Source organism: Pseudomonas viridiflava, from assembly GCF_900602065.1.
GTDB lineage: Bacteria > Pseudomonadota > Gammaproteobacteria > Pseudomonadales > Pseudomonadaceae > Aquipseudomonas.
Genome location: NZ_UWFN01000265.1, coordinates 595,474 through 618,369 on the forward strand (window position 1 = coordinate 595,474; position 22,896 = coordinate 618,369).

The 22,896-nt window shown below is 56.9% G+C and carries 21 protein-coding genes; 12 read left to right on the plus strand and 9 right to left on the minus strand.

Going from position 1 to position 22,896, the window contains the following annotated elements; translation table 11 throughout:
* The first annotated feature begins 107 nt into the window (after positions 1–107).
* Together EE949_RS17950 and EE949_RS17960 are read left to right on the plus strand one after the other, a co-directional pair.
* Positions 108–359 (plus strand): DUF1654 domain-containing protein, encoded by a 252-nt coding sequence (locus EE949_RS17950; protein ID WP_122665494.1) that lies wholly within the window; start codon positions 108–110, stop codon positions 357–359.
* A 297-nt stretch (positions 360–656) separates the two neighbouring features.
* On the plus strand, positions 657–899 hold the full coding sequence (locus EE949_RS17960; protein WP_122665496.1) for a pyocin activator PrtN family protein: 243 nt from the start codon (positions 657–659) through the stop codon (positions 897–899).
* Positions 900–915: 16 nt separating this feature from the next.
* On the opposite strand, the gene EE949_RS29500 is transcribed toward EE949_RS17960, so the two are convergent.
* Complete coding sequence (locus EE949_RS29500) at positions 916–1,056, minus strand: hypothetical protein (RefSeq protein WP_162874431.1); 141 nt, start codon at positions 1,054–1,056, stop codon at positions 916–918.
* A 109-nt stretch (positions 1,057–1,165) separates the two neighbouring features.
* Here EE949_RS29500 and EE949_RS17965 point away from each other — a divergent pair, with 109 nt between their 5' ends.
* Complete coding sequence (locus EE949_RS17965; protein ID WP_122665497.1) at positions 1,166–2,797, plus strand: methyl-accepting chemotaxis protein; 1,632 nt, start codon at positions 1,166–1,168, stop codon at positions 2,795–2,797.
* A 160-nt stretch (positions 2,798–2,957) separates the two neighbouring features.
* On the opposite strand, the gene EE949_RS17970 is transcribed toward EE949_RS17965, so the two are convergent.
* Both EE949_RS17970 and yiaY read right to left on the minus strand, forming a co-directional pair.
* The gene (locus EE949_RS17970; RefSeq protein WP_122665582.1) at positions 2,958–3,281 is read right to left on the minus strand and encodes a DUF2025 family protein; all 324 of its coding nucleotides are present in this window, start codon (positions 3,279–3,281) and stop codon (positions 2,958–2,960) included.
* Positions 3,282–3,313: 32 nt separating this feature from the next.
* A complete protein-coding gene (gene yiaY, locus EE949_RS17975) occupies positions 3,314–4,462 on the minus strand; it encodes an L-threonine dehydrogenase (protein WP_122665498.1) in 1,149 nt (382 codons plus the stop codon).
* Between the two features lie 83 nt (positions 4,463–4,545).
* Between yiaY and EE949_RS29980 the strand changes: the two genes are divergently transcribed.
* Positions 4,546–4,680 carry a hypothetical protein gene (locus EE949_RS29980; protein WP_275899020.1) on the plus strand — a complete coding sequence of 45 codons (135 nt, stop codon included), beginning with the start codon at positions 4,546–4,548 and terminating at the stop codon, positions 4,678–4,680.
* On the opposite strand, the gene EE949_RS17980 is transcribed toward EE949_RS29980, so the two are convergent.
* Entirely contained in the window at positions 4,673–5,890 is a 1,218-nt protein-coding gene (locus EE949_RS17980; protein ID WP_122665499.1) for a class I SAM-dependent methyltransferase, read from the minus strand. The two genes, EE949_RS29980 and EE949_RS17980, sit on opposite strands and share 8 nt — an antisense overlap.
* Before the next feature lie 365 nt (positions 5,891–6,255).
* On the opposite strand from EE949_RS17980, the gene bglX reads away from it, so the two are divergent.
* The 6 genes from bglX (at position 6,256) to EE949_RS18010 (ending at position 15,015) form a co-directional block, all read left to right on the plus strand.
* The gene (gene bglX, locus EE949_RS17985) at positions 6,256–8,565 is read left to right on the plus strand and encodes a beta-glucosidase BglX (protein WP_122665500.1); all 2,310 of its coding nucleotides are present in this window, start codon (positions 6,256–6,258) and stop codon (positions 8,563–8,565) included.
* Between the two features lie 181 nt (positions 8,566–8,746).
* Entirely contained in the window at positions 8,747–10,516 is a 1,770-nt protein-coding gene (locus EE949_RS17990; protein WP_122665501.1) for an ATP-binding protein, read from the plus strand.
* Entirely contained in the window at positions 10,510–11,838 is a 1,329-nt protein-coding gene (locus EE949_RS17995; RefSeq protein WP_122665502.1) for a sigma-54-dependent transcriptional regulator, read from the plus strand. Before EE949_RS17990 ends, EE949_RS17995 begins: the two co-directional genes overlap by 7 nt.
* A 311-nt stretch (positions 11,839–12,149) precedes the next feature.
* Positions 12,150–13,475, plus strand: coding sequence for an MFS transporter (locus EE949_RS18000; protein WP_122665503.1), 1,326 nt, complete (start codon positions 12,150–12,152; stop codon positions 13,473–13,475).
* 354 nt (positions 13,476–13,829) lie between these two features.
* Positions 13,830–14,249, plus strand: coding sequence for a hypothetical protein (locus EE949_RS18005; RefSeq protein ID WP_122665504.1), 420 nt, complete (start codon positions 13,830–13,832; stop codon positions 14,247–14,249).
* 142 nt (positions 14,250–14,391) lie between these two features.
* Entirely contained in the window at positions 14,392–15,015 is a 624-nt protein-coding gene (locus EE949_RS18010; protein WP_122665505.1) for a flavin reductase family protein, read from the plus strand.
* Between the two features lie 18 nt (positions 15,016–15,033).
* Here the strand turns inward: EE949_RS18010 and EE949_RS18015 are convergent, their stop codons facing one another.
* Together EE949_RS18015 and EE949_RS18020 are read right to left on the minus strand one after the other, a co-directional pair.
* Positions 15,034–15,273 carry a hypothetical protein gene (locus tag EE949_RS18015; RefSeq protein ID WP_122665506.1) on the minus strand — a complete coding sequence of 80 codons (240 nt, stop codon included), beginning with the start codon at positions 15,271–15,273 and terminating at the stop codon, positions 15,034–15,036.
* A gap of 52 nt (positions 15,274–15,325) precedes the next feature.
* On the minus strand, positions 15,326–15,667 hold the full coding sequence (locus EE949_RS18020; RefSeq protein ID WP_122665507.1) for an antibiotic biosynthesis monooxygenase family protein: 342 nt from the start codon (positions 15,665–15,667) through the stop codon (positions 15,326–15,328).
* Between the two features lie 314 nt (positions 15,668–15,981).
* On the opposite strand from EE949_RS18020, the gene EE949_RS18025 reads away from it, so the two are divergent.
* Entirely contained in the window at positions 15,982–16,911 is a 930-nt protein-coding gene (locus EE949_RS18025; RefSeq protein WP_122665508.1) for an AraC family transcriptional regulator, read from the plus strand.
* A gap of 45 nt (positions 16,912–16,956) precedes the next feature.
* On the opposite strand, the gene EE949_RS18030 is transcribed toward EE949_RS18025, so the two are convergent.
* Positions 16,957–18,594: a 5-guanidino-2-oxopentanoate decarboxylase gene (locus EE949_RS18030; protein WP_122665509.1), complete on the minus strand. Its 1,638-nt coding sequence runs from the start codon at positions 18,592–18,594 to the stop codon at positions 16,957–16,959.
* Positions 18,595–19,150: 556 nt separating this feature from the next.
* On the opposite strand from EE949_RS18030, the gene EE949_RS18035 reads away from it, so the two are divergent.
* Positions 19,151–20,641 carry an MDR family MFS transporter gene (locus EE949_RS18035; protein ID WP_205505005.1) on the plus strand — a complete coding sequence of 497 codons (1,491 nt, stop codon included), beginning with the start codon at positions 19,151–19,153 and terminating at the stop codon, positions 20,639–20,641.
* 115 nt (positions 20,642–20,756) lie between these two features.
* Here the strand turns inward: EE949_RS18035 and EE949_RS18040 are convergent, their stop codons facing one another.
* Complete coding sequence (locus EE949_RS18040; RefSeq protein WP_122665511.1) at positions 20,757–21,611, minus strand: cache domain-containing protein; 855 nt, start codon at positions 21,609–21,611, stop codon at positions 20,757–20,759.
* Between the two features lie 97 nt (positions 21,612–21,708).
* Positions 21,709–22,842, minus strand: a complete 1,134-nt coding sequence (locus EE949_RS18045; protein ID WP_430735942.1) for a type VI immunity family protein — start codon at positions 22,840–22,842, stop codon at positions 21,709–21,711.
* Positions 22,843–22,896 lie beyond the last annotated feature (54 nt).

Below are 22,896 nucleotides of genomic sequence, written 5' to 3' on the forward strand. Positions count from 1 at the left end.
GCTTTTTAATGCCTCACAGAAAAAAGAGTACACACGTACTCTTTTCTCTTGCCGATTGGCCCTCCGATATTTACTGTATGTATATACATAACACCAAGGAGGAACTCATGTCCAAGACGCAACCCAGAGCGCTCGTCCCCCCAACATCACTGGAGATGCTGGGAGCGCGTATTCAGAAAATCCTCACATCACCTGCCGCCCGTAAGGAGCATGCCGCGCTTGTTTACAAAGCGCCGGACGAATCTCAAGAGGACTGGGATCAGATCATGGATGCCATCACCGAGACCGATGGTGTGTACGCAGCCCTTCAGGACGACGGGTCTGTCCGCGTCTTCTGGGATGTGCCCGCTCAAGACTGAAGGACAAAAGGCGCAAGCAAAGAAATATTTAGCAAATGCTATTGTATAAATAATTAGCTGTTGCTAATTTAACTTCGTACCCAATCATTACCGAGTACGAGACATGAAAAAACCAACGCATCACCCTCGCTGCCAGGTGTACTTGCACCCGGCAGCCACTTCGAATCCTGCTGCGATCCACGCTATCCAGCAGCAAGCCGGACTTTTACTGATCATCACACCGAAAAAAAAGCGTGCACAGAGCAACGCACCGTTAACACGTACGGATGAAATCAACCCTTGGGGAGGTGACGTAGCATGAGCCAGACACTCAACCAACTGCGGTCTGAATTCGCAACGCCGTGCCCGACGTTAAGCGCCGTTCGGGAACGGTATTTCTCCCACATATCGAGCGATCGCTACCTGATGCGAAAAATCAGCAATGGCACAATTGCCCTCAAAGTCACTCGACTTGGCGGCTCCAGCAAAGGTCAGCCTGTCGTGTATTTGCACAATCTTGCGGATTATCTGGATGCTCAGGACCAGTTACAGGCCGCGTGACCCGAGACCGCCGCTGTCACACAGCGGCATCACGCTCATGCTCACCAGGCAACAATCGCGCTGACATATCAGCCTGGAGCTCAAAAATTGGATTGCTTTGCTTACATAGAGAAGCGTCTATCTCAACGGTTTTCGTCACAACATTGATTTTCATCATTTTTTTCGGCTCATTACTGGATATTTCCAAATAATCAGCTAGGCGGCCTCAAGCTGAACCGTTTAACGTCGATAGGCTACTAACGTTTCCCTTCCGACAGGCCCCTCGCATGAACCTGAGAAACCTCAACATCGCCCCCCGGTCGCTGCTTTGCTTTGGCTTTTTTGCCATATTGATTACAGCCTTGGGTCTGTTCTCCTTGCAGCAGTCCACTGGTTTGAAAGAGTCACGAGAGACGCTGCAGGACAACGTACTGCCTACTATTCAAGCCATTGAACAGATCAAGACTGATTTGATGACCATCCGCCTGGGCAACACAGGTCTACGTGCGGCGCAAAATGCTGAGGGTGTCAAACGTCAGCTCGAACGCATCAGCCAGGCTCGTGCAAGCCTGGAAGCGGATGTCCGCAAGTTAAAACCTTTGCTGATCACTGAAACTGGTCAGAAAGCATTCTCCAGTATGGAGCAGCACCTGTCGGCTTACCTCGGTGTTCACAGCCGCTTCCTGGATGCCGTCGAACAAAAACGCGAAGACGTTATCAATGCGATGACGATTTCTACCGGAGAAATGACTCTCTCAGCGGACGTATTGAGTAAGGACATCACCGAGGTTTCGCGCCTGGCAAACCTGAAAATGGCTGAATCTGACGCCGCGGCAGACCAGACCTACTCCCAATCCCGTAACGTCACCATTGCCGCGATTCTGATCGCACTGGCCGCGACACTGGCACTGGCTGCGCTGTTTACCCGCAGCCTGGCTGCGCCAATTGCCAAGGCCTTGGCCGTTGCCCAGCAAATCGCCGCCAACGATCTCAGCCAGCCGATCGACATTGATGGCAAGGACGAACCAGGTCGACTGCTGCAAGCGCTGTCGGTGATGCAACAAAACCTGCGCCGCACACTCGGTGAACTGGGCGACTCCTCGTCGCAACTGGCATCGACCTCCGAAGAGATGACCGCCGTTACCGAGGACTCGTTGCGTGGTGTGCAGCGTCAGAACGATGAAATCAATCAGGCTGCAACAGCCATTAATCAGATGAGCGCAGCGGTTGAAGAAGTAGCACGCAACGCTTCGCTGGCGTCCACAGCTGCGCGTGATTCGAGCCAGTCGGCAGAAAACGGCAGCAAGCGTGTCGGCGAAACCGTGAGTGTGATCAATGAGCTGCACCAGGCGGTCGGTGTCACCGCGGTCGAGATCGACGGCCTGGCCGTGCAGGTTCAAGGCATCAGCGGCGTGCTGGACGTGATTCGCGGTATTGCTGACCAGACCAACCTGCTCGCACTCAACGCGGCGATTGAAGCGGCACGCGCGGGTGAAGCCGGTCGTGGTTTTGCGGTGGTAGCGGACGAAGTTCGCGCGTTGGCGCATCGTACTCAGCAGTCCACTGCCGAGATCGAAAAAATGATCGCCTCGATTCAGGACGGTGCCGGTAAAGCAGTCAGCGCCATGGGCCACAGCAGCGAACGCGCACGCGCGAGCCTTGATGTCGCTGAAGCGGCAGGTCTGGCACTGGCTGAAATCACCGCGGCGATTGTGCAGATCAACGAACGCAACATGAGCATTGCCTCGGCAACCGAAGAGCAAGCACAAGTCGCCCGCGAAGTTGACCGTAACCTGACCAGCATCCGCGACCTGTCCCTGCAGACATCGGCAGGTGCCAACCAGACCTCGGCAGCCAGCAGCGAGCTGTCGCAACTGGCGGTGGGCCTGAATCAGCTGGCGCTGCGCTTCAAGATGTGAGGATGAGCTGCGCCGTGCCCCTGACACGGCGTAGTTTCACGGAAACATTGGAACTGTAGGAGCTGCCGAAGGCTGCGATTGCGCTGTGTCAGCGATAACTGATCGCAGCCTTCGGCAGCTCCTACAGAAATGCATTCCAATCCTGAGGATGCATTTAGCTCTAAACCCTCACCCGCCGCTCCACCACTATCTCCGGCAAATCCAGACGTCGCATATACACCCGCAAGGGCTCGCTGATGCGCAAGCGGTCGTCGATGTTCTGCTCTAAAAGCAGTTGAAGGCGATCCCGACTGAGGGTCATGAGTTCATCTTTCCCGGCCGTCCAGACGAATTCACAGGCCGGAATAATGCCGTCATCGCTGACATCCATGCCGAACGAATCTTCGCTGAAACGCACGATGTATCGCTGTGCCTTGTGGTGGTAACCGACGAAGCCTGCGAGGTCATCGGCTGCTTCGCAAATAGCGCTGGAGGTGGTTTTCATCAACAGTTCTGCCTCAATGAGTGGGGCGCTATTCACAGTGCGCGGCGGAAGATGTCTTCTATTTGCGCCTGATCAGCAGGGCGCGGGTTGGTCAGGCCGCAAGCGTCTTTCAAGGCATTGGCCGCCAGGATCGGGAAATCCTCTTCCTTCACGCCCAAGGCAGTCAGCCCCGGTGGAATGTCGATGGAGCCCGCCAACGTACGAATCGCGGAAATCGCGGCACGGGCTCCCTCCTCCGGCGACAGACCACGAATGTCAGCACCCATGGCATGCGCCACATCTGTCAGGCGCGCCGGGCAGACCCTTGCATTGAAACTCTGCACATGAGGCAGTAATACCGCGTTGCACACGCCATGCGGCAAGTCATAGAAGCCACCGAGCTGGTGAGCCATGGCATGCACGAAACCCAGAGACGCATTGTTAAACGCCATGCCCGCGAGAAACTGGGCATACGCCATGTTTTCTCGTGCCTCCATGTCTGATCCATCGTCCACTGCACGGCGCAGATTACGGGCGATCAGCGCCATAGCCTTCAGAGCGCAGGCATCGGTGATCGGCGTGGCGGCGGTCGAGACATAAGCTTCGATGGCGTGCGTCAACGCGTCCATGCCGGTAGCAGCAGTCAGTGATTTGGGCATTTTGGCCATCATCGCCGGGTCATTGACTGACAACAGCGGTGTCACGTTACGATCAACGATGGCCATTTTTACGTGGCGTACTTCATCCGTGATGATGCAAAAGCGGGTCATCTCACTCGCCGTGCCTGCCGTTGTGTTGATGGCGATCAACGGCAATTGCGGATTTTGCGAACGGTCCACTCCTTCGTAGTCGCTGATATGCCCGCCGTTGGTGGCGCACAACGCAATGCCTTTGGCGCAGTCATGAGGCGAGCCACCGCCCAGGGAAATCACGAAGTCGCATTCCCGCTCACGCAAGAGCGCCAGGCCGCTCTCGACATTGCTCACCGTCGGGTTGGGTTGCGCACCGTCGAACACCACCGAGTCAATGCCCTGCTCCACCAGCAGACCGGCGATGTGGGCAGCGAGCCCAGCCTTGGCCAGACCTGCGTCGGTGACAATCAGCGCTTTGAGGAAGCCGTATTTACGGATCGCCTGCATGGCCTCATCGAGACAGCCGAGGCCCATGATGTTCACGGCGGGAATGAAAAAGGTGCTGCTCATGATGGAACCTCGGCGTGGTCGCCTGCGCGTGGAGAATGCTTACAGCATGCGCGCGCCGAGGAAGGGTGAATTGATCTGGCTCAATGAATGAAGAAGCAAGCACGCCACCTGTAGGAGCTGACGAGCAACGCGAGGCTGCGATAGAGGTGTATCAGACAGGTCGCTATCGCAGCCTCGCGTTGCTCGTCAGCTCCTACAAGGGTTTTGGTGTCATTTGATAAACCCATCCGCCTGCAGCAACGTTTCCAGGCATTGTTCCTGGATGCCGTAGAACACTTTCAACTCCTGGATTTTCGCCAGAATTTCAGTGGACTTGAGCGGCTCGGCGCGCTTCACGGCCAGAATCATCTTGTTCTTGTTGGTGTGCTCCAACGAGATGAATTCGAACACTTTGGTCTCGTAGCCACAGGCTTCAAGCAGTAATGCACGCAGGCTGTCGGTGACCATTTCAGCCTGCTGCCCCATATGCAGACCGTATTGCAGCATCGGCCGCAGCAGCGTCGGGCTCTGGATTTGCAGACGAATCTGCTTATGGCAGCACGGCGAACACATGATGATCGACGCGCCGGAACGAATGCCCATATGGATGGCGTAATCGGTGGCGATGTCGCAGGCATGCAAGGCGATCATCACGTCCAGTGCGCTGGGCGCAACGCTGCGTACGTCGCCGCATTCGAAGGTCAAACCCGGATGCTCAAGCCGGCCTGCTGCGTTGTTGCACAAGGTGACCATGTCCTCACGCAATTCAACGCCAGTGACCTGACCGTCAGCCTGCAACGTATTGCGCAGGTAATCGTGAATAGCGAAGGTCAGATAGCCCTTGCCCGAGCCGAAATCCGCCACTTTGATCGGCTGATCTAGCTTGAGTGGTGAAGACGTCAGTGCGTGGGAGAAGACCTCAATGAACTTGTTGATCTGCTTCCATTTGCGCGACATGGACGGAATCAACTCATGCTGCTTGTTGGTCACGCCCAAATCAGTCAGAAACGGTCGGGTCAATTCCAGATAACGCTTCTTCTCGCGGTCATGACCCGCAGACGGCGCTTCACGCTCCTGCTGCGCTTTGCTCTTGAACAGAGTGCTTTTGCCTTTCTTGCTGAACTCCAGCTGGACCTCATCGGTCAACGACAACAAGTGCGCGTTCTTGAATGATTCGGGCAACAGATCGGCAATGACCTGCACCGCTTCCACCAACGGGAAGTTCTTGGTGATATCACGGGTCTTGTAGCGATAAACGAAGGACAGGCAAGACTGATCCTTAACGGTCAGCGCTTTGATGATCACCCGCTGCAACTCGGCTTCGGCGCCTACGTACTTGGCCAGTACCAGCTTGATGAACGAGTTCTGGGAAAGACTGTTTTCCAGCAGGCTCAAAAACTGCGCACGATGATCTGGCGCGGGCTGGGTCGAAGTAACTGTGACTGACATCAAAAACGCCTCGAAACGAGCAGATAGCAAAGGCGGCTATTTTAGGCGGGTTAAGGCGTTGAAGGTTGGATTAATTGAAGGGCGCTGGTCTGGAAGAATGAACTCGGATTGGCGAGCCTATCGTCTGTTTGTTACTTTTTGATTCCGAATGGCTGAAGTGACTTTAGCCAAAACTGAAGTTCCCCTGCATAATCCGTCGCCTACGCCAAGATGTCGAAAACCTGCGCTACAGATACTCGGTGCGATGATAAGCGCAGCGGCAATCTGCAGCCCTGGCCGACATGCAATACCAAAGGTCTAAACCCATAAAATATGGCTGCCTGTTATTTAATGCGAGTTGCGGGCAAAGCCTTGAGAAATCATTCATGAATAAGCTGTGTTTACTCGGCCTTCTGGTCGGTCTGGCCAGTCAGCCAGTGTTGGCTGCAAACAATGTCAACGCCCCGGCGGCCAATAGCCAGGCCACGCTGCAAGCAAAAAACGCCTTCATCGCCAACTTGATGAAGCAAATGACCCTCGACGAAAAGATCGGTCAACTGCGCTTGATCAGTATCAGCCAGGAAATGCCGCAGCCGATGATTCTCAAGGAAATTGCTGAGGGCCGCATTGGCGGCACGTTCAATTCCATTACCCGCTCGGAAAACCGCCCGCTTCAGGAAGCAGCTGTCGCTAAAAGCCGCCTGAAGATTCCGATGTTCTTCGCCTATGACGTGATCCACGGTCATAGGACCATTTTCCCGATCAGCCTGGGTATGGCTGCCAGCTGGGACATGGCAGCCATTGCCGAGACCGGCCGTATTTCGGCGATTGAAGCCAGTGCCGACGGTCTGGACATGACCTTCGCACCGATGGTGGATATCTCCCGCGACCCACGCTGGGGCCGCAGCTCCGAAGGGTTTGGCGAAGACACCTATCTGGTTTCGCGCATTTCCAAAGAAATGGTCAAGTCGTTTCAGGGCGCTAACGTCGCTTCTGCCGACAGCATCATGGCCGCCGTCAAACACTTCGCCCTGTACGGCGCAGTAGAAGGCGGTCGGGACTACAACACCGTGGACATGAGTCCGACGCGCATGTATCAGGATTACCTGCCGCCGTATCGCGCAGGTATTGATGCAGGCGCGGGTGGGGTAATGATCGCGCTCAACTCGATCAACGGCGTACCTTCCACGTCAAACAACTGGTTGCTGCAAGACCTGTTGCGCAAGGATTGGGGCTTCAAGGGTGTAACCATCAGCGATCACGGTGCGATCAAGGAATTGATCGACCACGGCGTCGCCAAGGACTACCGCGAAGCGGCAAAACTGGCCATCAAGGCTGGCGTTGACCTCAGCATGAACGACAAGGCTTACGGTGAAGAGCTGCCTGGCCTGGTCAAGAGTGGTGAAGTGTCCGTGAAGGAAATCGACAACGCGGTGCGCGAAGTACTGGGCGCCAAGTACGACATGGGCCTGTTCGCCAACCCGTACCTGCGTATTGGCGATGCGGCTCAGGACCCGGCCGATACTTACTCTGACGACCGTCTGCACCGCGCCGAAGCGCGTGACGTAGCCCGCAAAACCCTGGTGCTGCTGAAAAACCAGAACGAAACCCTGCCGCTGAAAAAACAAGGCACCATCGCCGTAATCGGCAGCCTCGCCAAGAGTCAGCTGGACATGCTCGGCAGCTGGTCTGCCGCTGGCCGCCCGAACCAGTCGGTCACTGTTTATGATGGTCTGGCCAACGCTGTCGGCGACAAGGCGAAACTGCTGTATGCCCGTGGCTCCAACATCAGCGACAACGAACACATCCTCAACTACCTGAACTTCATTGAACATGAAGTGGAAGTTGATCCGCGTCCGGAACAGGAAATGCTCGACGAAGCGGTCAAGACCGCTGAGCAGGCCGATGTGATCGTTGCCGTAGTCGGCGAGTCTCGCGGTATGTCTCACGAATCCGCCAGCCGCAGCAGCCTGAATATCCCTGCAACGCAGCAGGCATTGATCAAGGCCCTGAAAGCCACCGGCAAACCGTTGGTCCTGGTGCTGATGAATGGTCGTCCACTGGTACTGGTCGACGAAGTCGAGCAGGCCGATGCGATGCTGGAAACCTGGTTCCCGGGCACCGAAGGCGGCAATGCCGTGGCCGACGTACTGTTTGGTGACTACAACCCGTCGGGCAAACTGGCGATGTCGTTCCCGCGCTCGATCGGTCAACTGCCGATTTACTACGCACACCTGAACACCGGTCGTCCGTATTCAGCGGACAAGCCTGGCAACTACACGTCGCATTACTTCGAAGAAACCAACGGCCCGTTGTTCCCGTTTGGCTATGGCTTGAGCTACACGCAGTTCGATGTTTCCGACATCACCCTGTCGGCCAAAGACCTGCCCCGCAAAGGCAAGCTGACCGCCAGCGTGACCGTCAAGAACACTGGCAAAGTCGCGGGCGAAACAGTGGTTCAGTTGTACCTGCGTGATGTTGCAGCGTCCATCAGCCGTCCGGTCAAAGAGCTCAAGGGCTTCGAGAAAATCATGCTGAAAGCGGGCGAAGAGAAGGTCGTGACCTTCACCCTCAGCGAAGAAGACCTGAAGTTCTTTAACCCGCAGTTGAAATACGCAGCCGAAGCCGGTGAGTTCAAGCTGATGATTGGCCTGGATTCTGCGACGGTTAAAGAGACGAGTTTTAATTTGTTGTAAGAGTGAGTTGTCGAGGGCAACCACACTGCCTTCGACGAATAAAACAATATTTGAGTACCGCGCAACATCTGTAGGAGCTGCCGAAGGCTGCGATAGCGATCTGATCCAGTTATCGCATCGCAGCCTTCGGCAGCTCTCCTACAAGACCGTGCCTCAATGCGGAATCCAGGCTGCCCCACTCATGCCCTCAACTTCCCGCCCCCTGCGCATAACCCTGTATGTCCTGCTGATTCTGGCAGGTGCGGCGGTGTCGGCCAGCCTTGCCATGCGTCATGCGCAACGCGCGGCTGTGGAGCAGGAAGCCACGCGTGCGCTGGATCAGCTTTCACTTTACGCCAACACCCTGCACACGCTCATTGAACGCTACCGGGCGTTGCCCGCCGTGTTGGCCCTTGATCCGGAGTTGCGCGCTGCCTTGAATGGCCCGATCACTGCCGTGTCCCAGGATGCCCTGAACCGCAAACTGGAAAAGATCAACGGTGCCGCCCAATCTTCGACCCTCGAACTGATGGATCGCAATGGCCTGGCTATCGGTGCCAGCAACTGGCGTCTACCGACCAGCTATGTGGGTCACAATTACGCGTTCCGCCCTTACTTCCAGCAAACCAAAGCCACCGGTGTAGGGCGTTTTTATGCAGTCGGCGTAACCAGTGGCATCCCTGGGTATTTCCTGTCCCACGCGGTCACCACTGATGCAGGCGATTTTATGGGTGCAATGGTCGTGAAGCTGGAGTTTCCCGATCTTGAACACGAGTGGGCCAAGGGCGATGACTTGCTACTGGTCAGTGACGCCAAAGGCATCGTCTTCATTGCCAACCAACCGCGCTGGCGTTATCGCGAACTGCTGCCCATCTCGGTAAAGGATCGCGCCGAACTGGCCACAACGCGCCAATACGACAAACAACCATTGTCTCCCCTGCCACGCACCGAGATACGCGAATTCAGCAAGCAAAGCCACCTGACTCGCGTGGATGGACCGGACGGCAGAGCCGATTATCTGTGGCAATCCATGCCACTCACGGGCGAAGACTGGACTCTGCACCTGCTGCGCAGACCTCAACTGGCCAGCGAAGACGCCCGCAACGCTGGCCTTGCAGCGGCAGGCACATGGCTGACCCTGATATTTCTGGGGCTGTTTCTCTACCAGCGTTGGCGTTTGGCACGATTGCGCGAAAGCAGCCGTGACGAGTTGGAGCGTCAGGTACAGGAGCGCACCCGGGACTTGCGCACCGCACAAGAAGGCCTTGTACAGTCCACTAAACTGGCCGCGCTGGGGCAGATGTCCGCAGCGTTGGCTCACGAAATCAATCAACCCCTGACGGCTCAGCGCATGCAGCTGGCGACCGTCCGGCTGTTGCTTGATCACGGACGTGTTGACGATGCCTATAAAGCGCTCGGACCGCTGGATCAACAACTGGTCAGGATGACGGCGTTGACCGGTCACCTGAAAACATTCGCCCGTAAAAGCCCCGGTGGACTGCGCGAAAGGCTGGATCTCGCAGCCGTCGTTGATCAAGCCCTGTTGCTGCTGGACTCACGGTTGCGCGATGAGCATGTCGATTGCGTCCTGAATCTGACGCGACCGGCCTGGGTACGTGGCGATGCGATCCGTCTTGAGCAGGTGCTGATCAATCTGCTGCGCAATGCTCTGGACGCCATGCGCGACAAACCGGTTAAACGCCTGGAAATCCGCATCCACCCTGAACAGACACGCTGGCTTATCAGCGTCAGTGACAGCGGTGGCGGCATTGATGAAGATCATCTGGCAAACATCTTCGACCCGTTTTTCACCACCAAACCGGTTGGCGATGGTCTAGGCCTGGGACTTGCCGTGTCTTATGCCATCGTCCATGAATTGGGCGGTCGGCTCAGCGCCGAAAACAAGCACGATGGAGCGCTGTTCTGGTTCAGCTTGCCCAACGACTATCTGGAGCCTGCCCCCGCATGTTGAACTCAGTAATTGTGGTCGACGATGAAGCTCCGATTCGCGAAGCGGTAGAGCAATGGCTGACGCTGTCGAGCTTCAACGTTCAGGTTTACAGCCGCGCCGAGGATTGCCTGGCGCAGTTGCCGGAGCACTTCCCCGGCGTAATCCTCACTGACGTGCGCATGCCGGGAATGAACGGTATGGAGTTGCTGAACCGATTACAGGCGATTGATGCCGACCTGCCGGTTATTTTGCTGACCGGCCATGGCGACGTACCCATGGCGGTGGACGCCATGCGTGAAGGTGCCTATGACTTTCTCGAAAAGCCCTTCAGCCCGGAGACGTTGCTACGTAACCTGCGACGCGCCCTGGAGAAACGCCAGCTGATTCTGGAAAACCGTCGCCTTCATGATCAGGCCGACTCCCGCACCCAGCTGGAAGCGACCTTGCTGGGCGTCTCACCCGGCCTGCAAACCCTGCGCCGCCAAGTGCTGGACCTGTCGCAACTGCCGGTGAACGTGGTCATCAGAGGTGAAACCGGCAGCGGCAAGGAAATGGTCGCTCGCTGCCTGCATGATTTTGGTCCCCGGGCGCACAAACCTTTTGTGGCATTGAACTGTGCGGCGATCCCGGAGCAGTTGTTCGAAGCCGAACTGTTCGGCCACGAAAGCGGGGCGTTTACCGGCGCCCAGGGCAAACGCATCGGCAAGCTGGAATACGCCGATGGCGGTACGCTGTTTCTCGATGAAATCGAAAGCATGCCGCTGGCACAACAGGTCAAACTGCTGCGGGTGCTGCAAGACAAGAAGCTTGAGCGTCTGGGGTCCAACAAGGCCATTGATGTCGACCTGCGTATCGTCGCGGCGACCAAGCCAGACCTGCTGGAAGAGGCCCGTGCAGGACGCTTTCGCGAAGACCTGGCTTACCGGCTTACGGTTGCCGAGTTGCGCCTGCCGCCACTGCGCGAGCGTCGTGAAGACATCCCGCTATTGTTCGCGCACTTCGCGAGTACGGCAGCGCAGCGCCTGGGCCGCAACGCCCCGCCACTCAGCGGCGCACAACTGGGCCAACTGCTGAGTCACGACTGGCCCGGCAACGTTCGCGAACTGGCCAATGCGGCAGAGAGGCAGATTCTCGGCCTGGAATCGGCCCCTCTGATGAATGGTGATACCGGGCAATCCCTCGCCGCCCAACAAGAGGCGTTTGAAGCCCAGTGCCTGCGTGCTGCTCTGACAAGGCACAAAGGGGATATCAAAGCCGTCCTCGAAGAACTGCAACTGCCTCGCCGCACGCTGAACGAGAAGATGCAGCGGCATGGTCTGTTGCGAGAGATGTTTGTCGAGTAGATCTGCCTCATGGGCATTTACTGATCAATCTGAAAACACAGTCCATGTAGGAGCTGCCGAAGGCTGCGAAGCTTTTTTCCTGACATAACGCCATCGCAGCCTCCGGCAGCTCCTACAGGTATTAGCGTTAGCGATGAGTCATCGGCAACTTTCCGCTTACGCCACCCCCTTCAATAAGCGGATTTCCGCTCATCCAGCTTGCTACATCCCCTCTAAACCGGCCTTTCTTCACATGGCACAGCTCCTGCTATAGCCATAGCAAGGTTGCGCATTGACGCGCCATTCTAAAAACAATGAATAAAAGGAACATGATGGACACTCCCAACTCTGCCCCTATCGGGTCGGCCAGCGCACCAGCGGCCGCAAAAACCACCTCAAGTCGTCTCAAGTCAATTTTCAGCGGCTCGGTCGGCAACATGGTCGAGTGGTATGACTGGTACGTCTATGCTGCCTTCTCCCTCTACTTCGCCAAGTCCTTCTTCCCCAAAGGCGACACCACTGCGCAACTGCTCAACACCGCCGCTATTTTCGCCGTAGGCTTCCTGATGCGCCCAATCGGCGGCTGGCTGATGGGGCTGTACGCTGACCGCAAAGGTCGCAAGGCCGCGCTGATGGCCTCGGTACTGCTGATGTGCTTCGGCTCCCTGATCATTGCCTTGACGCCGGGCTACGAAGTTATCGGCGTTGGCGCCCCTATCCTTCTGGTATTCGCCCGTTTGCTGCAGGGCCTGTCGGTGGGTGGTGAATACGGCACCTCGGCAACCTACCTCAGTGAAATGGCGACCAAGGAACGCCGCGGCTTTTTCTCCAGTTTCCAGTACGTGACGCTGATTTCCGGGCAACTCATCGCTCTTGCCGTATTGATCGTGCTGCAACAGACGCTGACCACCGAGCAACTGTACTCGTGGGGCTGGCGTGTGCCGTTCGTAATCGGCGCGCTGTGTGCGGTGGTTGCGTTGTTCCTGCGTCGCGGTATGGAAGAGACGGAATCGTTCACCCGCAAGAAGAAAGAAAAACCACAGGAAAGCCTGATGCGCACATTGATGCGCCACCCCAAGGAGCTGATGACCGTCGTCGGTCTGACCATGGGCGGTACGCTGGCTTTCTATACCTACACCACGTACATGCAGAAGTATCTGGTGAACACGGTCGGCATGAGCATCAGTGACTCGACCACCATCTCGGCAGCGACGCTGTTCCTGTTCATGGTGATCCAGCCACTGGTAGGCGCACTGTCGGACAAAGTCGGTCGCAGACCGATTCTGATCGCCTTCGGGGTATTGGGAACGCTGTGTACCGTACCGATCCTCACGACGCTGCATACGATTCAAACCTGGTGGGGAGCATTCTTCCTGATCATGGCGGCGCTAATCATCGTCAGCGGCTACACCTCGATCAACGCAGTGGTTAAAGCCGAGCTGTTCCCGACGGAGATTCGCGCTCTGGGCGTCGGCCTGCCCTATGCCCTGACCGTGTCGATCTTTGGCGGCACCGCCGAATACATCGCACTGTGGTTCAAGAGCATTGGCATGGAGACCGGTTACTACTGGTACGTCACAGCCTGCATTGCCTGTTCGCTGCTGGTGTATGTCTTCATGAAGGACACTCGCAAGCATTCGCGGATCGAGACTGACTAAGGTCATATCATCGCTAATGATGAAGGGCAGCCGCATTTTTTGCGGCCGCCCTTTTTTATCAGCAGCACGGCGTACCAGCTGCTTCCAGATCAGTGCAATTTGAGGCTAAAAAACCTGAGATATCCGCAAATTTAACAAACAATAAAATTTGTCAAGAGGGCTTATTACAAAGTTTTTCAGGTAAATGCACCACACTGATGCAATCCACCTCTCACAGCCCGAAAACAGCGCCCAGCGGCTTACTATCATTTTTAACGATGGTCGTTAGCAATCCTATTCACTTCTGAATAAATTTCAGGCGCGTAGCATTCACTCCATACCGAACTGACAAACAACTCGATTGGAGTAAACATCATGAAAACTAACAAACTGATTTTTGGTCTTGCTTTCTCTGTATTGGCTTCAAGCGCATTCGCTTCTCCACAACTGCCAAGCCTGCCAGGTAACGACCACACTAATGCGGTTGAGCAGACTTCGACGCTGACTGTTGCTGAAGGCGGTAGCAAACACACTAACGTCGGTGGCATTCGCCAGGCTTCTGATGGTGCTGATCACGTCGGTGCAAATCGTCTGGCTGCAGATGGTGCAGACCGCGTTGGTGCAAACCGCCTGACTTCCGATGGTGCTGATCACGTCGGTGCAAACCGTCTGGCTGAAGATGGTGCTGATCGCGTTGGCGCAAACCGCCTGACTTCTGATGGCGCTGATCACGTCGGTGCAAATCGTCTCGCTGCAGATGGTGCAGATCGCGTTGGTGCAAACCGTCGAGTGTAATCGCTCGACGTGTCCCCTTTAGCCCGGCCTCGTGCCGGGCTTAATCGTTTTTGAACCACGCAGAACTGTCAGGCACGGCGAATTGTCAGGCACTATGGACGCAAAATTTCATGCGCCTTAGCGGCTAAACAGGACCCTTATCATGTCTGACGATATTTACTCTTATGAGCCCTCCCAAGGCCATGGCCTGCCTCACGATCCGTTCAATGCCATCGTGGGCCCCCGCCCCATCGGCTGGATCTCCTCGCAGGATACCAACGGCAAGTTGAACCTGGCGCCTTACAGCTTTTTCAACGCGTTCAACTACATCCCGCCAATCATCGGGTTTTGCAGTGTTGGCCGCAAAGACAGCCTGAACAATATCGAACAGACCGGCGAGTTCGTCTGGAACCTGGCCACACGCTCGCTGGCAGAGGCCATGAATCAGAGCTGTGCCCCCGTTGCAGCTGACGTCAGTGAGTTTGAGTTGGCGAACCTGACACCTCTGGCATCGCAGATCGTGGCGGTTCCACGCGTGAAGGAGACGCCGGTTTCGTTCGAATGCAAGGTCACCCAAATCATCCAGCTACAGCGCGCCGATAAAGAGCTTGTGCCCAGCTGGCTGATTCTTGGCGAGGTGGTGGCAGTGCATATTGCCAAGTCGCTGCTCAAGGACGGGATTTACGACACGGCAGCAGGCGAACCTATTCTGCGTGGCGGCGGCCCGGCCGACTACTTCCAGCTGGGACCCGAAGCGCTGTTCAGGATGCACCGCCCTAAAGCCTGAGAATTGATTGAAGACAGATCAAAGCGTCTGAAATGACAGACCGCCCTCCGCATCAATGTCGACCAGACGGTCCAGCTCGGCAGTGGCTGCAACGTCGGCATCGTAGGCGGTCTTGAATTTCTGGCCTGGCAGTATCCGATGAAATACCGGTGCGCCACCGGCTCCCAGCCCCTTTACTGCGATAGCGGCATCGTAGCCACCCTCGCCCGGGACCACTGCGGAAACGGCTTCGAAGCCATTGAGTTCTTTGCGTGCCATGAATAGTGATCCTGCTTAATGCTTTAAAACAGGGGATTCTAACCGGCAGCGCTCAGACTGTGTTCATCCAGCGAGCGACTTCAATGTCTGCGCCATCAGGCGTGGAGAACGTTCGGAAATCCAGGCTGCTGACGCTATAGGTCTGGATGACGTCGGAAAACACTTGCAACTCAGGAGCGGCCAGCCAGCTGTTCATTGCTGCTTCACTGGCCCAACAGCCGGAAATCAGCCATAGATCCGGGTCCTTGAGTGAAAGCTGCAAGGTAAAACTCAGGCAACCGTCGGCGTTACGCGAGGGTTCGACCAGGCAGAGCAGACGCTCGCCCAATTGCTCGCTTTGACCTGTCCTGGCGCGGGCGAAAACCAGATGGCTCACTGTTGATGACTGAGGCATGGTCATGGCTCCTTGTGTATCAGGATGATTTTCAGGGTTTGACGGCAGGAACCGAGATTAGGGCCTGGGCGCAATCATCGTTAGTCGGTTCCTGTCGGCTTCTTGCCTGATCCTGCAGCACTGCTGAAACGGCCCTAAGGACATTGCCTCATCCGGGTGGTCACTCTGAACAGTACCAGGCAATGCTTGATCCGATCCTGCGGCCCGAATGCTGCACACCGGCAGGATCAGGCAATCATCCCGCAGGATTGGCGTAGTGCTTTGGCTTGCACAAAAATAAGCTGGGCACATTAACGAAGGATTAAGGACTCCCCATGTCGCAACTCCAACACCCCACAGAACCGGTCAGCGAAGACATGGAAAAGCAGCGTGCAGAACTGGCTGAGCTGATTCGCCGTTTCGCGCCCTCTGAAGGTGCTTTCCAGACCGCAATCTCGCCCCTGCACATGGTGCGTTATGAAAGCCCGGCGCAATCGCTGCCTAGCCTTATCCAGCCTGCGCTGTGCATCTTTGCTCACGGCAGCAAAGAGGTGCGCCTGGGTGATGAGACCTACACCTACGATCCGCTCAACTATCTGGTGTTGTCCGTGGCATTACCTCTGAGCGGCAGAATCCTTGATGCCACTCCGGAAAATCCAAACCTGGCGCTAAGGCTGGATATTGATCCTGCGGACATCAACGCATTGATTGCCGAAGCAGGCCCCATGAGCGTCCCTACCCGTCCCAGCGGACGCGGTCTTTATATAGAACGAATCGATGCGCAGTTGCTGGATGCGGTGCTGCGTCTTTCAAAGCTGCTGGACAGCCCGAAGGACATCTCCATGCTTGCGCCGCTGATCAAACGCGAGATCCTCTATCGCCTGCTGCGCAGCCCTCAAGGTCACCGTCTTTATGAAATCGCTATCACCAGCTGCCAGACGCATCGCGTAACCCAGGCGATCAGGTGGCTCAATCAGAATTTCACTGAGTCATTGCGCATAGAAGAACTGGCCCGAGAGGTGAACCTGAGTGTTTCAACCCTGCACCATCGCTTCAAAGCGGTGACGGCAATGAGCCCGTTGCAGTATCAAAAGCAGCTGCGACTTCAGGAAGCGCGACGTTTGATGCTTGCCGATGGCCTCGATGCTTCGGCGGCTGGTTACAAAGTTGGCTACGAAAGCCCTTCGCAGTTCAGCCGGGAATACAGTCGACTGTTCGGAGCCCCGCCGCTTCGCGACCTCGCTCGACTGAGAGCGACGGTTTAGCCTGGTGTGGCGGGGCTCTCTCAAGGAGCTCTTTAGCAGGCCCCGTTACCCAGCCACCATCGCCCTCATCCATGCACCTTGATCAATCTCGATCAAGGTCGGCCCTGGCCGTTCCACCGCGACACGCAAAGCAGCCTTGAGCGAGTCCACGCCTTCCACCGCTTCAGCCTCGCACCCCAGCGCTTTGGCGACGCCGATAAAATCGGGCGTATAAATATCCACGCCTACAGGCTCGATAGCACGATTGACCATGTACTTCTTGATCTCTTCGTAACCCTGGTTATTCCACAGCAGGATGATGATCGGCGTGCGCGCTTCGACTGCACTGGCCAGTTCCGCCAACGTGAACTGCAGGCCTCCATCGCCAATCAGGCAGGCCACCGGACGCTGCTCCCCCGCATCGACGCTCCCCAGCCACGCCCCTATCGCGGCTGGCAGCGCGTAGCCCAGCGTGCCGTAACCGGTGGAAGAGTTGAACCAGCGCCGCGGCTGATCCAGGTCCAGCGTCAGATTCCCGGTGTAGACCGGCTGGGTGGAGTCGCCCACGATGACCACCCCTTCAAGCACCTCCAATACCGTTCGCAAAAAGACCGTCTGCCCAAGGGTCGCCGCGTCCCATGACGCATGAAGGGTTTTGCGCAATGCGCGCACGCGGCTGGCGCCCCAGTCTGACAGGCGCTCGCTGAGTGTTTCGTGTGCCATCTCTGTGAGCAGCGCCTGTGCAGCAGCATTGGAATCAGAGACCAGCGCCACCGTTGGCGGGAAGTTACGCACGGTCTGGTCGGGATCAATGTCGATACGCAGCAGCGTTCCCGGGATCTTGAAATGCCCCTGAAAGGTGATGTCGTAGTCTGTTTCCGCAAGCTCGGTGCCAATCGCCAAGACGACGTCAGCGGCCTCGATCAACTCACGCGTCGGATCCAGTGCCTGAGTCGAGCCGATCAGCAGAGGATGACTGGCAGGCAGCATGCCTTTGGCGTTGATCGTCAGCGCAATGGGAGCATCCAGTTGCTCGGCCAGACGAGTCAGCGCGGCAGCAGCATCAATAGCGCCGCCTCCGGCAAGGATCAAAGGCCGTCGGGCGCCAGCGAGCAGGCGGCTCATTTGCGCAATGGCTGCCGGTGAAGGGCCGGCGCGGCTGACCCTGACCGGCTCGCAAGCCAGCAGCGCATCGGCATTCTCCACCAATACATCGAGCGGAATTTCGATATGGACCGGCCGCGGACGTCCGGCCTGGAATACCGCGAACGCCCGCGCCAGGACTCCCGGCAGTTCAGTGGCGGACATCAGTGTGTGGGAAAAGGCCGCGACGCCGGCAACCAGCGCACCTTGCGCGGGCAATTCATGCAACTTGCCGCGCCCGCCGCCCAACTGGTTGCGTGACTGCACGCTGGAAATGACCAGCATGGGAATCGAATCCGCATAAGCCTGGCCCATGGCCGTGGTGATGTTGGTCATGCCAGGGCCGGTAATAATGAAACACACCCCCGGTTTGCCACGGGTACGTGAGTATCCATCAGCCATGAAACCCGCACCCTGCTCATGTCGCGGCGTGAGGTGCCTGATACTCGAACTCGCCAGCCCACGGTAGAGTTCAACGGTGTGCACACCTGGAATGCCGAACACCCGCTCAACACCATAACCTTCCAGTAACTTCACCAACACTTCGCCGCAGGTTGCCATTGTTATTGATCCTCAATTGACCGGAAGGCGCTCCGATACGTGTTCACTTGAAACGCCAGTGCTACAGCTGAAAAAGCAAATATCGTGCTCAACGTACATTAGCTTCGACATGGCTATAACTTTTAAGGCATTCAGCCATGCCTGCTAGATCAATTCTTTCCTACAGCTTTAAAACGCCTGCCCTACACTTCTGATAATCCTTTCAGAACTGTCATGTAGTCGGAATGAGGGAAGCGGCATGAACATAAAAATAAAAAGATGCGTCACTGTACTGGGTATCAGCGCCGTCATCGCAGTGTATGCGGCAGGCGTATATCGCAATGAACTGGCCCGTCAGGCGCCGCAAGTCGCGACCTGCAACTTTGGTCATTGCGTCCCCAGTAATGCGACATTCAGCGCATTGCGATGAAACGAGGCTGAAGCGTTTAAGTCGCGAGAACTGTATGAGGCACCTATCGATTAGGGAGCTATCGGCTTAGACTGACTGCTTCCCCCGTCGGTATTCGGCGGGCATTACTGTCGATCAGGTTCTGCCTTGACCAGTCTTCCCCCCACCATGCCTTCCATCCGTAGCGTCCTGGTTGCGTTGATGATGGCCGTATTTCTCAGTGCGCTGGACCAGACAATCGTCGCCGTCTCCATTCCTGCCATATCCACCCAGTTCAATGACTTCGACCTGTTGGCGTGGGTGATCTCCGCCTACATGGTGGCGCTGACTGTGGCAGTACCTATCTACGGCAAACTGGGCGACTTGTATGGTCGGCGCAAGCTGATGCTGTTCGGGCTTGGGCTCTTCACGCTGGCATCGCTGTTTTGCGGCATGGCGCAAAGCATGGAGCAATTGGTACTCGCGCGGGTTATTCAGGGGATTGGCGCGGGCGGTATGGTTTCAGTCAGTCAGGCAATCATCGGTGACCTCGTGCCACCGCGAGAGCGAGGACGCTACCAAGGCTATTTCAGCGGCATGTACGCTCTGGCCAGTGTTTCGGGTCCATTGTTGGGGGGCGTCATGACGCAGTACCTGTCCTGGCGTTGGGTATTCCTGATCAACCTGCCACTGGGCGTGATCGCCTGGTGGTTCGCCAAACGTACCCTTCTCGGCCTGCCCGTCCCGCAACGTAAACCCGTCATCGATTACCTTGGAACAGTGCTGATGATTATCGGCCTGAGCGCGCTGTTGTTGGGCATCACTGAAATTGGCCAGGGCCACAGCTGGCGTGATGGGCAAGTGCTGACGCTGCTCGGCGTGGCACTGCTGGCCCTGATCTGCTTTGTCTGGTACGAACGTCGCACACTTGAGCCTCTCCTGCCGATGCACCTGTTCGCCAACCGTAGCGCCGTGCTTTGCTGGTGCACGATTTTCTTCACCAGTTTCCAGGCTATTTCGCTGATCGTTCTGGTGCCGCTGCGTTTCCAGACGGTCACCGGCGGTGGTGCCGACAGCGCTGCAGTACACCTTTTACCTTTGGCGATAGGCATGCCGATGGGGGCTTTTTTTGCTGGCCGTCGTACGTCTCTCACCGGCCGCTACAAGCCGATGATCCTTACCGGCGCGATGTTGATGCCGATAGCGATCCTGGGCATGGCGTTCACGCCGCCGCAATCGTTGCTGCTGACCAGCCTGTTCATGATGATGACGGGAATTGCCAGCGGCATGCAGTTCCCGACCTCGCTCGTCGGGACACAAAACTCGGTTGCGAGAAACGACATGGGTGTGGCAACCAGCACCACCAATCTGTTCCGCTCTCTGGGCGGTGCAGTGGGAGTGGCCATGATGTCTGCGCTATTGCTGGCAATGCTGCAAGAAACCGGGCTGAGCGGCGTCACCACAGGTTCCATCGGCGGCGCTGAGGGCGCATCCGGCAATGTCCTGATGGACAGCCTCAACGCCGCCAGCGGCCCTGCCCTGCAAACCTTGCGTGATGAACTGTCGCTGACGTTCCGCCACCTGATGATCGTCAGCGCAGCAATCTCGCTGTTGGGCCTGGCTGCCGCACTGGCGATGCCCAACAATCTGTTGCGGGGCAAGGAGCACAAGGAAGCCTGAAATGAGTTTGGGTCGAACGGTCCTGTGAGAGCCGGGCTTGCCCGCGATAAGCACAACCCGTGTTATCTGAAGCACTGCATCGCTGCATCGCGAGCAAGCTCTGCTCCCACAGGAACTACTTGCTGTAATACCCCACCGCCACCAGGTAATCCCCAACCTTGCGCGCATACGCATGCTTGTTCTCTACCTTGCCGGTTACCGGGTTGCGCCAGCGGTATTCGTATTCAGCGGCGTCCTGTTTTTCGATCAAAGCCAGCATCGGTTCGCCAACAGGTTTGCCCTCAGGGTCTTTTACCTTGCGAAAGTCAGTATTGATCAGTCGCAGATTGGTACCGTGCGCGACGTAACGCTTGCTGTTCAGATCGACCACGAACACATAAAGGTCATCCTGCAGAAAGCCGCCTCGCAGGCTATTAATCGCACTGAGGGTGCCTTTTTGGTCACGATTCAGTTCACTGACTGCTTTATCCAGCAATGCCCTGGCTTGCTCAGGCGAAGCCCGAGGAACGTAGTAGCCCACCGCGAGGATCCGCTCGCCAACACGCTGGAAGTAAACACGCTTGCGCTCGACCTTACCGTCAGCCCAGTTATGCCAGCGGTACTCGGCCTGCTGCACACCTTTGCTCTCGGGGGTTTGCAAAACTTCCTTGAACGCCTTTTGCAGGTCCGGCTCCAGCACCTGAGATACATCCCGACCTATCAGCACCACCGAGGGACCCCCGCTGGCGAGCATGACGCCATGAGTGTCGACAACGAACACATAGCGCTCCCCGTCAACGAACTCGCCTTGACGGCTGAACTCGGCAAATGATTTGTCCCCGGCCTGCTGGTAGCGTGCCACTGCCTTCTCCAGCAGCGCCCTCGCAGCAGGCCCCTGTTCCGGGCTCTCGACGCCGGCCCCGGCCTGGCCAAGCCAGGCGGAGCATAGAAACCCCAGGACAACACCGAAACGTCGTGGCGAAAACTGCATGACAGGCCCCCTCATTTTTATAAGTCTGTGCAGAGCTTAGCCAAACGCCGGATGATGAAGAATCATTCATGAGGAAGAGGTGAGCGCCGCCGCTCCGTCACCCGCTGAAATCAGTCCAGAACCACTGGGTTCGATCCGCTTTGAGGTGCTCGAAAGCGGGCATGACTTCACCTTTATTGAAGAAACGGCGAGAGCGCGCCATGGCGCTGCTGAACCAGTGCCCGGTCTGCGGGCATGGTTGACCGGCACGTACCGAGGCCATGGGTTTTTCATCGAAACGTGCATACCACTGGGCAGTGGACTGCTCCGTAAAACCAATCCCGCGCCCCGGACAAGGGTGCAAGCACCCGGTATCCTGCACCCGGATGGGCTTGAGTACCTTATTGACCGCCATATAGGCGCTCGACGGCCCCTCGCCCCTGCTCCCCAGCATCGGCAACACACCCGCACGAATCATAAGGCCGCTTTCATAGGTGTGAAAAACCACATCGCTGTTAGCACTGAGCACACTGCGCAGCCGGTCGCTGCCTCCCAACTGCTGAACAAAGCGGCTGCCCAAAACGCTGTACCAACTGACGCCCTTGATCCGGTCCAGCAAACGCAGGCTCTCCATATGTGGGCCGGCGTCCACCATCAAGCCCACATAACGTTGCGCCAGCTCGTACTCCAGAGGCAGGTATCGCAGACCATCGCCCGGCAAGACACAGACGAGACTGCCATAGCCGTGCTCGGCCTGGGTCTGATTGCACAGGTACTTGATCCACCCCTCGTATACCTTGGCTCCGTCCCTTTCCATGAGTACGGTCCACGGCAGAAGCATTTTCAGGCAAGAGTGATCAGTGGCCGCCTGGCTCCGGGGAGGAGCCATGACCGATATGCAATGAGTCGCGGCCTCAACTGGCCGGGCACTGGAAATCGACCATAACAGTGGCTGGTCAGGCGAGCTTTCAAGCACTTGCCGTCGGCAGATGGAAAAACTGCTGGGGGACAGCTTTCGGAGCCGCTGATAAGACTGCCATTCAAGGGCGGGCCGAAACGTCTCGTAAAAATGCGTAAAACACGCTTCGATCCGTTGCCGGGCCTGCGCTGTATGGCCTTGCTTGAAGTACAACGTCGTCATCAACCCAAGTCGGGCAGCAGGTCGGCACTGCGCAGCGTCGGTCAGTAATTGATTGGCCTGGCACTTGAGCCTTCCCAGAGTTCCTGATGCTTCAGATACGGTTTGCAACACGTTTTTATTCTCCCGGTCATCCAGAAACAAGAATGCGACGGAAGAGTGAAGGGA

Excerpts from the sequence above, each read along its gene's own strand:
- EE949_RS17970 (WP_122665582.1), bottom strand. The coding sequence starts at position 3,281 with ATGAAAACCACCTCCAGCGCTATTTGCGAAGCAGCCGATGACCTCGCA.
- EE949_RS17950 (WP_122665494.1), top strand. The coding sequence starts at position 108 with ATGTCCAAGACGCAACCCAGAGCGCTCGTCCCCCCAACATCACTGGAG.
- EE949_RS18015 (WP_122665506.1), bottom strand. The coding sequence starts at position 15,273 with ATGGCACGCAAAGAACTCAATGGCTTCGAAGCCGTTTCCGCAGTGGTC.
- EE949_RS18010 (WP_122665505.1), top strand. The coding sequence starts at position 14,392 with ATGTCTGACGATATTTACTCTTATGAGCCCTCCCAAGGCCATGGCCTG.
- EE949_RS17980 (WP_122665499.1), bottom strand. The coding sequence starts at position 5,890 with ATGTCAGTCACAGTTACTTCGACCCAGCCCGCGCCAGATCATCGTGCG.
- EE949_RS18000 (WP_122665503.1), top strand. The coding sequence starts at position 12,150 with ATGGACACTCCCAACTCTGCCCCTATCGGGTCGGCCAGCGCACCAGCG.
- EE949_RS18035 (WP_205505005.1), top strand. The coding sequence starts at position 19,151 with ATGCCTTCCATCCGTAGCGTCCTGGTTGCGTTGATGATGGCCGTATTT.
- EE949_RS18025 (WP_122665508.1), top strand. The coding sequence starts at position 15,982 with ATGTCGCAACTCCAACACCCCACAGAACCGGTCAGCGAAGACATGGAA.
- EE949_RS18030 (WP_122665509.1), bottom strand. The coding sequence starts at position 18,594 with ATGGCAACCTGCGGCGAAGTGTTGGTGAAGTTACTGGAAGGTTATGGT.
- EE949_RS17990 (WP_122665501.1), top strand. The coding sequence starts at position 8,747 with ATGCCCTCAACTTCCCGCCCCCTGCGCATAACCCTGTATGTCCTGCTG.
- EE949_RS18040 (WP_122665511.1), bottom strand. The coding sequence starts at position 21,611 with ATGCAGTTTTCGCCACGACGTTTCGGTGTTGTCCTGGGGTTTCTATGC.
- yiaY (WP_122665498.1), bottom strand. The coding sequence starts at position 4,462 with ATGAGCAGCACCTTTTTCATTCCCGCCGTGAACATCATGGGCCTCGGC.
- bglX (WP_122665500.1), top strand. The coding sequence starts at position 6,256 with ATGAATAAGCTGTGTTTACTCGGCCTTCTGGTCGGTCTGGCCAGTCAG.
- EE949_RS17960 (WP_122665496.1), top strand. The coding sequence starts at position 657 with ATGAGCCAGACACTCAACCAACTGCGGTCTGAATTCGCAACGCCGTGC.
- EE949_RS18020 (WP_122665507.1), bottom strand. The coding sequence starts at position 15,667 with ATGCCTCAGTCATCAACAGTGAGCCATCTGGTTTTCGCCCGCGCCAGG.
- EE949_RS17965 (WP_122665497.1), top strand. The coding sequence starts at position 1,166 with ATGAACCTGAGAAACCTCAACATCGCCCCCCGGTCGCTGCTTTGCTTT.
- EE949_RS29500 (WP_162874431.1), bottom strand. The coding sequence starts at position 1,056 with ATGATGAAAATCAATGTTGTGACGAAAACCGTTGAGATAGACGCTTCT.
- EE949_RS18005 (WP_122665504.1), top strand. The coding sequence starts at position 13,830 with ATGAAAACTAACAAACTGATTTTTGGTCTTGCTTTCTCTGTATTGGCT.
- EE949_RS29980 (WP_275899020.1), top strand. The coding sequence starts at position 4,546 with ATGAATGAAGAAGCAAGCACGCCACCTGTAGGAGCTGACGAGCAACGC.
- EE949_RS17995 (WP_122665502.1), top strand. The coding sequence starts at position 10,510 with ATGTTGAACTCAGTAATTGTGGTCGACGATGAAGCTCCGATTCGCGAA.